A 14603-nucleotide genomic window follows, 5' to 3' on the forward strand; every position below is an offset into this window, starting at 1 on the left:
GTCGAGAAAACACATCCTATTACCATATACCAGTTCGATGTTTTTCATCTTTTTTTTACGAAATCTCCTGGTTTATTAATATTTTTTTTCACATATACCTCCGTAATTTTTCACTGAAATATCCGGTTTGTGCGGTTTGTAAGATACCAGTAATATCTTACAAATACCTTATAAGTATAAATCGAGTTTTCAAATAACGCAAGGTTTTTTTTACGTTTTTTTGCTTTTGCGGTTCATCCCCGTCACACGCTGAAAAGCAAATCTTCATACGACGGAAACGGCTTGTACGATTCGGCAAGCAGCGGCTCTATGGCGTCGGTCACCGCACGCACTTTTTCCATCGCGGGGATCACACTGTCGGCATAAGCTTTTGCGCGGAGCATATAATCGCCGTTTGCGATTGCCGCCGCATGCTTTTCCGAAAGCGAAACAGTCTCTGCCGAAAGAGAATCGGCAAGGGTATCGAGTTTTTCGAGCAGCGAAATACCCGCGCCGCATTTTGCAAGCGGAAGGGCATTTTTTACCGACACGACAGTCTCCGCAATCGAATCCATATAGCCGAGCACGGAGGGCATGATATTTTTATTGACCATTTCGAGCATCGTGCCGACTTCGATATTGAGCACTTGGCAGTATTTTTCGAGCTTTACTTCATAGTGGCTTTTCATCTCCGCTTCGGTGTAGATGCCCGTTTCGGTATACAGCTTGACGTTTTTCGGCTTGAGGTATTCGGCGACCGCTTCCGGAAGATTGCGCAAGTTCAAGAGTCCGCGCTTTCCCGCTTCGGAAACCCAATCGTCTCCGTAGCCGTTGCCGTTGAAGATGATTTTCCAGTGATCCGTAATTTCGTTTTTAATAAGTTCCTGCAGCGCTTGATTGAAGTCTTTCGCACCTTCGAGTCTGTCGGCATACTCTTTCAAAACATCCGCGACGATCGCGTTGAGCGTCGTCATCGGCCCCGAAATCGACAGAGAAGAACCGACCGAACGGAATTCGAATTTATTTACGGTAAACGCAAAAGGAGACGTGCGGTTGCGGTCGGTCGTATCTTTCGGGATGGGCGGCAAAACGTCGGCACCGATTTTTATTTTCTGTTTCGATTTCGCGCTGTACGGCGTTCCGTCTTTTATCGATTTCAATACGGCTTCGAGCTCGTCGCCGACGAATATCGACATGATTGCAGGCGGCGCTTCATTCGCTCCGAGCCGGTGATCGTTCCCTGCGCTCGCAACCGAAATGCGCAGCAAATCCTGATTGTCGTCGACGGCGCGGATCACCGCGGTGAGGAAAAGCAAAAAGCGTGCGTTTTCCCTCGGTGTGTCGCCCGGCTTCAAAAGACCTTCGCCAGAATCGGTTTCGATCGACCAGTTGTTGTGTTTGCCGCTGCCGTTGATGCCGGCAAAAGGCTTTTCGTGGAGCAGGCACACAAGCCCGTGACGGCGCGCAACCTTTTTCATGATCTCCATCGTCAGCTGATTTTGATCGGCCGCCAAATTCGTCGTCGAAAAAATCGGCGCCATTTCGTGCTGGGCGGGAGCCGTTTCGTTGTGCTCCGTCTTCGCAAAGATACCGAGTTTCCACAACTCTTCGTTCAAGTCTTCCATGTATTCCGTAACGCGCGGCGTGATCGCGGTAAAATACTGGTCGTCCATCTCCTGCCCCTTCGCGGGCTTTGCGCCGAAGAGCGTACGCCCCGTCATCTGGAGATCTCTGCGCTTTTCATAGAGTTTTTCATCGACCAAAAAATATTCCTGTTCGGCGCCGACGCAGGAAATCACGTGTTCGACGTCTTTTTCGCCGAAGAGCCGAAGCACGCGCACCGCCTGTTTGCTGAGCGCTTCGATGGAACGAAGGAGCGGCGTTTTTTTATCGAGGGCTTCTCCCGTGTACGAACAGAAGGCCGTCGGAATACACAGCGAATGATCTTTTACGAACGCGTACGCAGTCGGATCCCAGACCGTGTACCCGCGCGCTTCAAAAGTGGCACGGCTTCCGCCCGACGGAAATGACGACGCATCGCTTTCGCCTTTGACAAGCTCTTTGCCGCCGAACTCCATAATAACGCCGCCGTTTTTGTCGGGGGCGATAAAGCTTTCATGCTTTTCCGCCGTAATGCCGGTGAGCGGCTGAAACCAATGCGTATAGTGCGTCGCGCCTTTTGAAATAGCCCATTCTTTCATCGCGTGCGCCACTTGATTTGCAATTTCAAGTTCGAGAGGACTGCCTCCGTCGAGCGTTTTTTTGAGCGCTTTAAATGTGTCTTTCGGCAAAAGCTCCTGCATCACCTTTTGATTAAAAACCATGCTTCCGAACAATTCCTGCACATTCGGCATACAGTCCTCCGGCGTTTATCCCGCCATTTAAAAATAAAAAAACGATGCAAACCCCTTTTTTACAAAAGTGTTTACACCGCTTGCAGTTTTCATAATAAAGTTATAGCCTTTGTCGGCAAAAAAATCAAGCGGATTTACCGGTCGCTGCCGCTGTGCTTCCGACATAAAAGCGTTACGTCGCAGCGTTTCCTCTATTAAAAAAATATTCTTCGATTGCATCTTTATCGGGCATATTCCTGTTTTCAATTTCATTAATAACCGTTTTCGTATTCCATTCCAATTCGATCGGCTTTATCGTATATGCGTTTTTATCGATTTCTATAATATCGGCAGATTTTCCTTTTGAATATTTTCCGTCGCAGCCCGCAGATCCTACGCTTATATATGTATTTATTTTCTCCGTTAGGAATGCTTTATGTAAGTGTCCGAAAAAAATCAAATTATTTTTCTTCGGTTCGATTCCGAATACGCGCTCGAGATCAAGTCCGTCAATACCGTACTCAAATACATTGTATTCGGAGATTATTCCGTTTTCCAAAAAGAAATGCTGAAAATACAGATTATATTTTCCGATTTCGATATGATATTTATAGGGGAGCTTTTCAATATAACGTACGTTATCGATGCCTATTTGCTCTTTTGTCCATCGATAGTGTTCGGCTTCCGATTTTCCTATGCTCTTTTTCAATTCGGGTCCGAGCCCTATCGAACAGTTATATTCTTCGTGATTGCCTTTCAGATAAACCGTTTTTTCTCTCTTAATAAATTCCAGCGTTTCTTTCGGCCACGGCCCCAAATCAACGGCATCTCCCAGCGTTATGTGTAAATCGCATTTTTCACGCGCATATATTTTTGCCAACGCTTCGCATGCCAATATGTTTGCATGTATATCGGAACTTATCAATATCCGCATTTTTTTACTCCGCGGAAACGTAAATCCGGCGTACGTTTTTCCGCAAAAACACTTTTATCGGCTCCTACATATCTTTTAAAACCGACTTAAAGTGTACGAGGTAATCGGCAAACGAAATATAACACAGGGCAAGGCTCGCGATAAACATACCGAGCGCGGCGTTTTTCCAAGCTTCCGTATGCTGCACGACGGATAAAACGATACTGCCGACAGCTCCCCCTTTCGCCGCATAAAAGCGCAGCGCACATTCGGGAATGAGGCATACAAATCCCGATGCGACGTAAAATACGGTTTTGAGTTTTCCGCCCTTTCGCGCGGCGATCGCCGTACCTTGCTTTGCTGCAACCATACGGAGAAAATTTTGCGAAAACTCGCGGTACAGGATCAATACGAAAATCCATACCGGAAGATAGCTTTTGACGGATGCGGCGAACGAATGCATAAAACACGTAAATGTCGTCAAATGCACGATAACGTCCGCAAAGGGATCGAACATCTTTCCGAAGTCGCTCACTTCACGATTTTTACGCGCAAAAAATCCGTCGAGAAAATCGGTAAATTCCATGCACGCCAGAAGAGGGATCATAAGAGATGCCGAAAGACCGGCAAATCGCCCCGTCCAAATCGGGATAAAATAAATAAGGAAAAATACCGGCGCAAAGACGATGCGAACCGATGTAAATGCATTTGCAAGTTTCATATTGCAAGTATGTTTTGAAAGACACATAGTGTCAAGACGCGGCATTACGCTGCACGGATGCAGCGCGAACACATTAACGGAAACTTACTCTCGATACACGGCACGGATGCCGTGTCGTATTCTTGCAAAACGGCCGCGTATTTTTGCTCTGCAAAAATACGGTAGTGAGCGCTGCACGGATGCAGCGCGAACGAATATTATTTTGCTTTTTCGGGATGACGGTTTGCGAGGAAGTTCGCGTAAACGGCGCCCGAAATATTGTGCCACACGCTGAACACGGCTCCCGGGATCGTCGCAAGCGGATACTGCGCAAAGTGCGTTGCCGCAAGCGATGTCGCAAGTCCCGAATTCTGCATACCGACTTCGATTGAAAGCGCACGGCACTTAGTCGTATTGAGACGCAGCAATTTTCCGACACCGAATCCCGTCGCGTAGCCGAGCAGGTTGTGAAGAATAACGACGACGACGACCACAATGCCGACCGTTTTAAGCCGCGCGGAATTCGCGGACACGACGCTTGCAATAATCATGATGATCGCGATCGTCGAAATAAGCGGAAGGATACGCACGATCTCGCGCGTCGCTTTTTCGAAAAAATAATTGCACACCAAACCGAGCGCAATCGGCACGAGTACGACTTTTACAATCGACAAAAACATCGCGACGGCATTGACATCGACACGCTGCCCCGCATACAGGAGCGTTAAAAGAGGGGTCATAAGCGGCGCGAACAGCGTCGATACAGCGGTCATGCCGACCGACAGCGGAACGTCACCTTTGGAAAGATAAGTCATGACGTTCGACGAAGTACCACCGGGACAAGTGCCGACAAGGATAACGCCGACGGCGATTTCCGTCGGCAGATTAAACGCTTTCGCCAAAAGAAAGGCGATAAGCGGCATGAGCGTAAACTGCGCGATAAAACCGATGATGATATCTTTCGGCCGGCTGAACACGACTTTAAAATCGCTCATCTTGAGCGTAAGTCCCATGCCGAACATCACGATACCGAGCAGCCAATTTATCCAGCTCGTTTTAACCCACAGACAGGTTTGCGGCGCAAAAAGCGCAAGAGCGGCAACCGCAATGACGATGAGCGCCATCCACTTGCCGAAAAAATCGCTCAGCTTTTCAAGAAATTTCATAATAATTACATCCTTTATGTATCTTTAATTATATTAAAGTATTTTAGCATAAATTAAACGGCAGTGTAAAGACGGCAAGACTTTGTCCGAACGAAGCCGTATAAACGAAGGATTCGAATTTATTATAGTACTTAAAGGGGAAAAGCCTTTCCCCTCGGTTCAGAGCTCCGCTCTTCACCCGACCCCTTTCAAGCGGGGGCGGCCGTTTTTCGCTCGTGCCCCCGCAACGCCCCGCCTATCCGTACAATTCGTCGAGGAGCGCCTTTCCCGTTTCCGTGCGGAAAATCGTTTTGCGCACCGCTCGCGCTTCGGCTCTCATCGCTTCGCCGTCCGAATCGTTTTCATGGTGCTCGTATATGTTTACGAGAAAATCCGCTTCGACAAGTATTTGATAATCGATGCCGTCGATATGCGTATACGTGTGGTGAAGACTTACGAGCCGGCACACGCGCTCCGTCACCGCCGTATCGTAACCGAGCGCTTCGAGCATTTTTTTCGCTTCCGGCGGCCCTTCGATTTCCTGATAATGCCCGTGCCCGTTGCCGTATTTTTGCTCCGCAAGGTGAATGCCGATATCGTGTACGATCGCCGCCGTTTCCGTAATGTGCCGAAGCTCGTCGCCGACTTTTTCGCCCTCGCAGATCAGTTTTGCAAATTCGTACACTTTCAAAAAGTGATGAATGCGTTTGGGATCGCCTCTGTCGTACGCGATCATCGCGCGCAAAAGTTTATTATTTTTCGACACCGCTATTTCCGCAAAAGAGATGCAAAGGGATTGTAGCCCTCGCCGTCGGTCTGACCGGACATATAACGCGCCGTCGTTTTATCCTGTTCGAGCGAAGTCGTCGGCGTAAGCGAAATGCGCCGCTCCCGAGCGTTTACTTCTTTGACGAGTACGGACATCTTTTGTCCTTTCGAAAAAACTTTACTCAGATTCGTATGAGAGTCGACGCCGTCCATTTCCGATATGTGCACGAGCCCGTCGATGCCGGGTTCGAGTTCGACGAAAACGCCGAATGGTGCGACGCGCGAAACGGCTCCCTCGCATTTCAAACCGGGAGCATATTTTTCCGCAGCCCCCTCCCACGGATCGGCGAGCAGTTCTTTTGCACTGACCGAAACGCGCTCGTGCGCCCAGTCCGCTTTAATAATTTTTACGTCGAGCTTTTGCCCTACATGCAAAACGGCGCTCACGTCGTCGACACGCGAGCGCGCGATTTCCGAAATCGGCAGAAGCGCTTCGAATCCGCCGATGTCGACAAAGGCGCCGTACGTCTGCAGCGACACGACAGTCGCTTCGACCGTCATACCTTCTTTTAATTTCTCCTTGAGCGCTTCGAGTTCTTTTTCGTGCGCTTCTTCCATGACGGCGCGGTTTGAAACGAGTATGTCGCGGCCGTCGTTTTTGTATTCCTGAATTTTAAAAACGAGATGCTTTCCGACAAACGATGCGGCATCTCCCTTTTGCTTCCAGCCCATCTGCGAATACGGGCAAAATGCGCGGCTTGTTCCGACCGTCACTTCGTAACCGCCTTTGATCTCTTTGTTCACGTGTCCTTCGACGGGAATGCCGTTTTTATACGCGTTTTCGAGAATCGATTTATCCGCTTTACCGCCGGAAATCTTCGTCGTAAAACGCGATTCTCCGTTTTCGTTTCCGATAAAATACACGTCGAGCATATCGCCAGGATGTACCGAACAGACGCCGTTTTCATCGGTAAACTCGGACGCATCGAGTACGCCTTCGCTTTTTGCGTTCAAGTCGAGAAAAACCGTACCCGCGGAAACCGCGACGACTTTGAGCGAAACTTTTTCGCCTATATCAAATCTTTTCATACAAGCCTCATACTTCGAACGCGATTATAGCGCATTCCGCGGATGAACGCAAACCGAAACGTAAATCGTATCGGAGCGCAAATCACCGCAATGTCGCTATCAAGGCAACTGCGGTTTTTATAACGCTTTCGATTATATTTTCAGCGCATTGCAATATGTTTTTCGGAACGAAATCAATCCTCATGCGCGATGCCGCACATATCGTACACGGACGCGTAACCCTTGCGCTTCATAAACGCTTCGATACCCGAAAGCACTTCGAGCATCGTCAGCGGATTTGCAAAAGTATTCGTACCGACTCCGACTGCAAGCGCTCCCGCCATGATAAACTCGACCGCGTCTTCCCATTTTTCGATACCGCCGACGGCGACGATCGGCACGCGGTCGTGCGGCGGAAGCGAGCGCATCGCTTCGAAGGTTTCCCACACAAGGCGCACGGCGATCGGACGAACGGCAGGGCCGCCGAAACCCGCTTTGATTTTATCGAACACCGGCACACCACGCTCTATGTCGACGGCGACGCCTTGAAACGAATTTCCGATGCTGAGCGCGTCCGCACCCGAGCGGATACAGGCGAGCGCGACGCCCGTAAAATCGGGCGCTTGCGGCGTAAGTTTGACGATGAGCGGTTTTTTCGTTACGGCGCGCACTTCGCGCACCGCAGTTTCCGCATTCGCACACGTCATACCCCATGCGGCGCCTCCGGCAGCGACGTTCGGACAGGAAATATTCAGTTCGATGATCGGGACGGCACTTTTATCGAGCAGCTTTGCGCCTTCGACATAGGTTTCGAGCGTCGAACCGGAAAGATTCGCTATCGTCACCGTTTTCAGTTTGAGCATTTCCGGCAGTTCGAAATCGATAAAATGAGCGATGCCGGGATTTTGCAGTCCGATCGAATTCATGAGACCCGAAGGCGTTTCCCACAAGCGGATGCCCGTGTTTCCTTCGCGCGCTTCGAGCGTCAACCCCTTGCTCGCAATGCCGCCGAGCTTTCCGACGTCGAATACCGAAGCGTATTCCGTGCCGAATCCGAAAGTCCCCGAAGAGGCGATGACGGGATTTTTAAAACGTACTTTCCCGATCGCAATCGAAAGATCGGGTAATCCGTCGAGCGCTTTCCGAGCAGGCTTCGATAGGGGCTTCGGAAATTCGAGTATGCGGCTGTCGAAAACGGGGCCGTCTTTACAGCAGCGCTTGTTGCCTTCGCTCGTGTGAATCGTGCAGCCGAGACAGACGCCCATGCCGCAGGCCATTCGGCTTTCCATACTTATATAACACGGAATACCCGCACTTTCGGCTATGCGCTTTACATACGAAAGCATAGGCATAGGCCCGCACGCATACACGGCGCCGTAGCCTCCCGCGCGGAGCACATCTTCGCTAAGAGCTTCGGGAAGCATGCCGTGAACGCCTTCGCTTCCGTCGTCCGTCGTAATTATTAATTTTTCTGGGCGAATATGCTCCAAACCGTATGAGCCGCTTTTAAAGCTTGCAAAAAAATCGTAAGAGCCGGGCGGAAGCGTTTCGGCAAAAGCAGCTACGGGCGCGACACCGATACCGCCGCCTGCGATACAGACTTTTTTATCGGTTTCCGGAAGGGAAAATGTATTTCCGACTGGGCCGAGCATGAGCACGGTGTCTCCCGCTTTCAGTGCGCACAACTCCCTCGTACCGCGTCCCTTTACAAGGATGAGAAACTGCACTTCGATTTCGTCCGCGCGCGCTTCGGCATGAAATACGCTGACCGGCCGCCCCAAAAGCACACCCGACCTTTCCGCACGGAGCATATAAAACTGCCCCGGAAGCGGTATGCCGGACTGCGCGCTCGGCGAACTTCTGCCGCATACGGCGCTGTCAGCGTTCGCGGCTTCCTGCAGCACGGCGGAAGTGTTTACAGCTTGCAGAATCGAAGACGGCATCGACTGACAGTGTCTAGCTGCCGACTTCGGTATGGCGGCTTTCAGCAGAAAAACGCTTCCTTCGGGACGCGCGCCTTTTTCTTTTTCACAGGATATGACGGTACCCCTCGCATAGAGCGGAGGAGATTTACAAGCTGCGGTATCGGACATAGTGTAAAGATATGATTTTACGCGAGTTAGGGCAAGACGGACGGAGGCTCCCGTATAAAAAACGGCACCCCGAATAAGGGGGTGCCGTCCGCTGCGAGCAAAAACCGATTACATTTCTTGTTTACAAAATTATTTTTCGAATGTATCGGAGCGAACCGCCGTAGAGGTATTATATCTATACCATATACAGACGACTCCTTCGAATTCTGTTAATGGCCCGTCATACCGTTCTTGTCCGCTGGAAATAACTGCACTTGTGCAATGTAAAAAAAGCAACTTTCCCCGAAAGGAAAGCCGCCTTTACATCATCGCCTGCGCTTCTAAGCCCTTCCGAAAGGTCTGCTTTTGAAACTGACGATTATTTGCCCGCCGCTGCGTTCGCACCGGCGATGCGTCCGAATACGACCGTATCGGTCAGCGCGTTGCCGCCCAAGCGGTTCGCACCGTGTATGCCGCCGGTAACTTCGCCCGCCGCATACAAGCCCGGAATGATTTTTCCGTCGGTATTGTACACGTGACAGCCCGTATCGATTTTGACGCCGCCCATCGTGTGGTGAACCGTCGGAACGCGGGGAGCCGCATAGAACGGCGGCGTATCGATCGGCGTCGAATAAAGCGTACGGCCGAACGCGTCCTTCGATTTATCGGCGACGTGTTTATTGAAATCGTCGAGCGCGGCTTTCAAATGATCGGCGGGAACGTTCATCGCTTTTGCAAGTTCTTCGACGGAATTCGCTTTCACCGCGCGGCCGGCCGCAACGAGTTCGTTCGCGGATTCGTTGAAATTATTTTTTTCGTCGCCCGTCGGATAGCAGTGCGAATCGAGTACGATCCACATATAGTTATCCGGCTGATGGAACAGCGCCATCGTCATAACGTCGCGCCTCGCGCCTTCATCGACAAAGCGGTCGCCGTTTTTATTGACAAAGATGCGGCGTTCGACATCCATTTCGATATTGCCGGAAAGGCTTCCCGTTTGGGGATCACCGAGCGGCAGGAGCTGGATGTTTTCCATCTGCACGAGCTGCGCGTGAAGCGGTTCGAGCATGGCAAAACCGTCGCCGGTTGAACTCGGCGGGTTCGTCGAAGGAATATTCGCACCGAGCGTCGGCCATTGTTTGTTGTATTTTTCGCGCATTTCGACATTGCGTGCAAAACCGCCGGTCGCAAGAACTACGCCCTTATTCGCGCGGAGCGTCACTTTGTTGCCCGTTTCACCGATCGCATTGACGCCGACGACTTTACCGTTTTCGACGATAAAGCTTTCGCCCTTCGTGTTGAGCATAACTTCGATGCCCTCGTGCGAATCGATATAGCGGTTATAGGTTTTGAAAAATCCAGTACCGACGGGATCTACCGGTTTATGAGCGCGCGGCCACATACCGCCGGTTACCGTAAACGTGCCGGGCTTGAATTCCATGCCCATCGATTTGAGCCATTCGACACCCTTCCACGCATTGTCGGTGAGCACGTGAATCAAAGCGGGATCGCCCTGTTTGTCGCCGCCTTCATAAGTCTGCTTGTAATGCAGCGCAACCGAATCCTTGTTCGCCTTTGCCGTTTCGCTGCCTTCATCTACCGCGTTCAGCGCGCCGCCGGCCATGATCGTATCGCCTCCGACGCGTGCCGTTTTTTCGATGATGATAACCGTCGCGCCGTTTTGATTTGCCTGAACGCCGGCTGCCATACCCGCACCGCCCGCGCCGACGACGATAACGTCCGCCGTTTTTTCGACATCGGCCGCTTTCGTTTCCGCAGAAGAAACGGTTGCCGAGTTCAGCTTTTCGACATTGACGCCCGCGCTTTTGAGCGCAGCATCCGCCGCCTGCATGATTGCGCGGCTCGTAATCGTACATCCGCCGATAGCGTCGAGGTTCGTTTTTTGGGAAGCTACGATTTGCGCCGGAATCTTTTCGATCGCAGGATCGCTGATGCCGGGCGTTTCGTTGTGCTTCGTCACTTCAACCGATTCGATTTTCGAAGCGGAAAGCTTTACCTGCACCGTGAGCGCGCCGCCCATACCCGTACCCTCGCCGGTATAGGTTCCCGCTTTGAATTTGCTTCCGCCTCCGCAAGAAACAAAAAACAGCGATACCGCAAGCATCACCGCTGCCGTCCGCTTAAAAGCGAATTTTTTCATTTTTTCCTCCGTTGTAAAACATATTGTGCTTGCGCTTGACGGCAGAACAAATCCCGCGTGTCCGCGCTTAGAGCCGAGTTTACAGATTCGATCGAGTTTACTTAAACGCGCCATCCGACTTCATACTAACACATCGATTCGTAAATGACAATCTTTACACGATGCATCTTTGCCCGATGCACGATGTAAAAGCCGGCGCTTACGCCAAAGCCGACAGTTCTTCTTTTGCCGAAAGCGCGCTTCGTGCGGCCGCATCGGCCATATCGGAAAGCGTGATCACTCCTTCATCCGCTTTTCGCACGAGATCCGCATCGTTTTTCCATGCGCACAGAAGAGCTCGAGAAGAGTTTACGACGCCGCCGGCTTTACCGAGAAGGGCTGCGGCAACACGCGCCTTTCCGCCTTGAGCACCGTAGCCGGGGATCAAAAAAAAGAGTTCGGAATACTCGTCGCGCAAAAAACGGGCGTCGCTTTCTTCCGTACAGCCGACGACGGCACCGACGGGCGGACAGCACTCGGCCGGATAATGCACCGCGCTTTCCTTTGCAAGCCGCTTGAGCTCCGCACCGACGATGCCGAACACCGCACCGCCGTCTTTAAGCTCCTTCCGCTCAATGTCCGCCGCTCCGGGATTCGACGTGCGGAGTAAAACGAATATCCCTTTGCCCTTTTTGCAAAACTCCGCAAAGGGCGAAAGCGTATCGAAACCCATATACGGATTTACCGTCGCTATATCCGTTTCGAAGTCGCCCGAAAAATGCGCTCTCGCGTAGGCTTCCGCCGTATTCGCGATATCGCCTCGCTTGATATCCGATATGACCGACAATCCCGCTTCTCTCACCGCCGAAAGCGTTTTTGCATACGCGCTCATCCCTGCAACGCCCATCGCTTCGTAATACGCGATCTGTACTTTACAGCAGCACGCGCTTTTGTCGGCCGCAATTCGATTAATAATTTCTCTGTTGTATGCGAAAACCGCTTCCGCTTTTCCGCCGAATCGGTGCAAAACGCTTTCGGGGATATACGACGGATCGGTGTCGAGTCCGACGCACAGCGGTCCGTTTTTTTTCGAAAGCTCCCTCAAGCGCTCCATCGCATGTTTCACATCACACCTCGATTTTATGTTCCATAAGCCAGCCCGTCGCCAAAAAATACACCGCGCCGAAAATCGCATAACGCAGCGTATGATTCCACGAATAGCGCAGCACCGCTCCATAAAACGACGAGTCCCGCACCATATCGCTCACGTCGGTATCGAAGCCGAGCGTACCGATGCGCATCGGAAAATAAAACAGAAAAAAGATGATTACGACGATCAAAAACATATTCGGCTTTTTCGTGCGGATAAACGCGGAGTACAGCGCCATCGCAAAATTGAACATCGCCTGCCAGCTCGCAAAAGAGATGACGCCCATTGCGCCGAATTGTACGAGTTCTAAAAAATGTTCGGCAAACACAAAGCGGTACAGCTGCTTTATGCTTTCGACATAGGACATGCCCGGATTGACCGGAAACGGCATATATTGCGAAAACGCACCGTGAAAGAGCAGCCCCGCAGTCGGCGCCATAAACGACAGATACAACAGAGCCGGCAGCATATAGATGACGTATTCGGCAAGATTTACGAGCTGTCTCGCTCCGAGCTGCACATAACTTCGCTCAGGTACAAGCAATGCAAGCCATCCCGTATCGCCGAAAAGGATCGGCTGCATATTGCCGCTTCCGCGCACCAAAGCATACAGCGGAATAATCCCCATACAGCAAAATCCGATAAAATACATTGCCATACCGAAAAGCGAAAGATGATCCGACCGCGTTTGATACGCGATAAAATTAATAAGCGCCGCACCGAGCAGCACCATCGCGATGACGGCGCTCGTATACAAAATACGCAGGCGGCTCGCTTTCCATTCCTGTTTCAACGTCGCTTGCATCATGCTCACATCTCCTTGAACGTATCGATATACAGTTCGTCGATGTCCATACCGCGTCCGCTTTTCAGCACGCTCGCATCTTCATACAGCACGATTTCGCCCTTGCCGATAAAGCACACGTCGTTGAACATGTGTTCGATGTCGTGTACGAGATGAGTGCTCACGATGATCGACGAAGAAGGATTGTACGTGTTGACGATAGCCGATACGATCCTCTCCCTTGCGACGGGATCGACTCCGCCGAGCGGTTCGTCGAGCAAAAACAATTTCGCTTTGCGGGAAAAACACAAAGTCAAATTCAACTTTTCGATCATGCCCTTCGCCATCTGCGAAACGGGAACATTTTTTTCGAGACGGACGAAGTCGAGCATATCGAGCGCTTTGCGCATATCGAAATCGTCGAAGTAATCGCGGTAATAATCGAAAGCGTCGAGCGCCGTCATCCACTTCGGCATAATATTACGATCGGGTAAAAAGGATACGTACTTTTTGCTTTCGATGCCGACCGGATTTCCGCATACGCACACTTTTCCGCCGTTCGCCTTTTGCAAACCGGCGACGACTTTCAAAAACGTCGTTTTGCCGCTGCCGTTCGGCCCCATGAGTCCCATGATCCGCCCCGATTCGAGTACGAGCGAAATATTTTTAAGCGCGGGCTTTGCGCCGTAGCGCTTCGTCAGGTTTTCTACAGTCAATATCGGTTCCATAGATGTACCGACAGTATAGCGAATTTACGTACAGTGTGCTATGATGGTTTTGCAGGAAGGGCACTTTTCTTGCTTCCCGCCTGCGTTTCGGCTATACTCGTTTTATGACGAAAACGGCGCTTCAAAAAAAATTATTTTCGATGCAGGATACCGTTTACCGGCGATTTCAGCAAAAGCTTTTGCCGACGCTTCCGGGCGAAACGATCATCGGCATACGGACTCCCGCTCTCCGCTCTTTTGCAAAAGAGTTCGCAAAAACCCCCGATGCAAAAAAATTTGTTAAAAATCTTCCGCACGTTTATTACGAAGAAAACAACATACACGCGTTTATCATCGAAACGATTGCCGATTTCAACGACGTCGTCGCCGCACTCGACGAGTTTTTACCCTATGTCGACAACTGGGCAACCTGCGATTTGATGAGTCCGAAAGCGCTCGAAAAAAATATTCCCGCGCTGTACGAAAAAGCGCAGGAATGGATGGCGTCGGGGAAAACCTATACGGTGAGATTCGGCATCGGCATACTCATGCGCTTTTTTCTCGACGAACGCTTTACGCTTTCGTCCGCAGCCCTCGTTTCAAAAATACGTTCGGACGAATACTATATCAATATGATGGTCGCCTGGTATTTTGCGACGGCGCTCGCAAAACAATACGATGCCGTTCTTCCTTTTATCGAAAAGAAAAAACTCGACGTATGGACGCACAACAAAACGATTCAAAAAGCGATCGAAAGTTACCGAGTTTCCGATGAGCGCAAAAAATATTTGCGCAGTCTGAAATTAAAACCGTAAACATATTTCTATAAGCCGGAGGTTACGGT

12 protein-coding genes are annotated in these 14603 nt (G+C 50.8%); 1 reads left to right on the top strand and 11 read right to left on the bottom strand.

What is annotated here, in order from left to right; all coding sequences use genetic code 11:
• Window positions 1-242: 242 nt before the first annotated feature.
• From H9I35_RS06645 to H9I35_RS06695, 11 genes are all read right to left on the bottom strand, one after another.
• On the bottom strand, window positions 243-2333 hold the full coding sequence (locus H9I35_RS06645; protein WP_187418649.1) for a glutamine synthetase III family protein: 2091 nt from the start codon (window positions 2331-2333) through the stop codon (window positions 243-245).
• 172 nt (window positions 2334-2505) lie between these two features.
• Window positions 2506-3246, bottom strand: a complete 741-nt coding sequence (locus tag H9I35_RS06650; protein WP_187418650.1) for a metallophosphoesterase family protein — start codon at window positions 3244-3246, stop codon at window positions 2506-2508.
• Between the two features lie 64 nt (window positions 3247-3310).
• Window positions 3311-3946, bottom strand: a complete 636-nt coding sequence (locus tag H9I35_RS06655; protein ID WP_187418651.1) for a CDP-alcohol phosphatidyltransferase family protein — start codon at window positions 3944-3946, stop codon at window positions 3311-3313.
• 197 nt (window positions 3947-4143) lie between these two features.
• A complete protein-coding gene (locus tag H9I35_RS06660; RefSeq protein WP_187418652.1) occupies window positions 4144-5091 on the bottom strand; it encodes a bile acid:sodium symporter family protein in 948 nt (315 codons plus the stop codon).
• Between the two features lie 235 nt (window positions 5092-5326).
• The gene (locus H9I35_RS06665; protein WP_252722620.1) at window positions 5327-5836 is read right to left on the bottom strand and encodes an HD domain-containing protein; all 510 of its coding nucleotides are present in this window, start codon (window positions 5834-5836) and stop codon (window positions 5327-5329) included.
• 2 nt (window positions 5837-5838) lie between these two features.
• Complete coding sequence (locus tag H9I35_RS06670) at window positions 5839-6927, bottom strand: 30S ribosomal protein S1 (protein ID WP_187418653.1); 1089 nt, start codon at window positions 6925-6927, stop codon at window positions 5839-5841.
• A 173-nt stretch (window positions 6928-7100) separates the two neighbouring features.
• Window positions 7101-8999, bottom strand: coding sequence for a dihydroorotate dehydrogenase (locus H9I35_RS06675; protein WP_187418654.1), 1899 nt, complete (start codon window positions 8997-8999; stop codon window positions 7101-7103).
• Window positions 9000-9357: 358 nt separating this feature from the next.
• On the bottom strand, window positions 9358-11139 hold the full coding sequence (locus H9I35_RS06680; protein ID WP_187418655.1) for a flavocytochrome c: 1782 nt from the start codon (window positions 11137-11139) through the stop codon (window positions 9358-9360).
• 199 nt (window positions 11140-11338) lie between these two features.
• Entirely contained in the window at window positions 11339-12244 is a 906-nt protein-coding gene (gene pyrF, locus H9I35_RS06685; RefSeq protein WP_187418656.1) for an orotidine-5'-phosphate decarboxylase, read from the bottom strand.
• A gap of 1 nt (window position 12245) precedes the next feature.
• Window positions 12246-13076: a hypothetical protein gene (locus tag H9I35_RS06690; RefSeq protein ID WP_187418657.1), complete on the bottom strand. Its 831-nt coding sequence runs from the start codon at window positions 13074-13076 to the stop codon at window positions 12246-12248.
• A 2-nt stretch (window positions 13077-13078) separates the two neighbouring features.
• On the bottom strand, window positions 13079-13780 hold the full coding sequence (locus H9I35_RS06695; protein WP_187418658.1) for an ABC transporter ATP-binding protein: 702 nt from the start codon (window positions 13778-13780) through the stop codon (window positions 13079-13081).
• A 104-nt stretch (window positions 13781-13884) separates the two neighbouring features.
• Between H9I35_RS06695 and H9I35_RS06700 the strand changes: the two genes are divergently transcribed.
• Window positions 13885-14574 (top strand): DNA alkylation repair protein, encoded by a 690-nt coding sequence (locus tag H9I35_RS06700; protein WP_187418659.1) that lies wholly within the window; start codon window positions 13885-13887, stop codon window positions 14572-14574.
• Window positions 14575-14603: the final 29 nt, after the last annotated feature.

The sequence above is a fragment of the Treponema sp. Marseille-Q4132 genome, from assembly GCF_014334835.1.
In the GTDB taxonomy this organism is placed as follows: Bacteria; Spirochaetota; Spirochaetia; order Treponematales; family Treponemataceae; genus Treponema_D; species Treponema_D paredis.

What these genes read in the sequence shown, in the direction of transcription:
- H9I35_RS06645 (WP_187418649.1), bottom strand. Translation starts at nt 2,333, where the DNA reads ATGCCGAATGTGCAGGAATTGTTCGGAAGCATGGTTTTTAATCAAAAG.
- H9I35_RS06650 (WP_187418650.1), bottom strand. Translation starts at nt 3,246, where the DNA reads ATGCGGATATTGATAAGTTCCGATATACATGCAAACATATTGGCATGC.
- H9I35_RS06655 (WP_187418651.1), bottom strand. Translation starts at nt 3,946, where the DNA reads ATGAAACTTGCAAATGCATTTACATCGGTTCGCATCGTCTTTGCGCCG.
- H9I35_RS06660 (WP_187418652.1), bottom strand. Translation starts at nt 5,091, where the DNA reads ATGAAATTTCTTGAAAAGCTGAGCGATTTTTTCGGCAAGTGGATGGCG.
- H9I35_RS06670 (WP_187418653.1), bottom strand. Translation starts at nt 6,927, where the DNA reads ATGAAAAGATTTGATATAGGCGAAAAAGTTTCGCTCAAAGTCGTCGCG.
- H9I35_RS06675 (WP_187418654.1), bottom strand. Translation starts at nt 8,999, where the DNA reads ATGTCCGATACCGCAGCTTGTAAATCTCCTCCGCTCTATGCGAGGGGT.
- H9I35_RS06680 (WP_187418655.1), bottom strand. Translation starts at nt 11,139, where the DNA reads ATGAAAAAATTCGCTTTTAAGCGGACGGCAGCGGTGATGCTTGCGGTA.
- H9I35_RS06690 (WP_187418657.1), bottom strand. Translation starts at nt 13,076, where the DNA reads ATGATGCAAGCGACGTTGAAACAGGAATGGAAAGCGAGCCGCCTGCGT.
- H9I35_RS06695 (WP_187418658.1), bottom strand. Translation starts at nt 13,780, where the DNA reads ATGGAACCGATATTGACTGTAGAAAACCTGACGAAGCGCTACGGCGCA.
- H9I35_RS06700 (WP_187418659.1), top strand. Translation starts at nt 13,885, where the DNA reads ATGACGAAAACGGCGCTTCAAAAAAAATTATTTTCGATGCAGGATACC.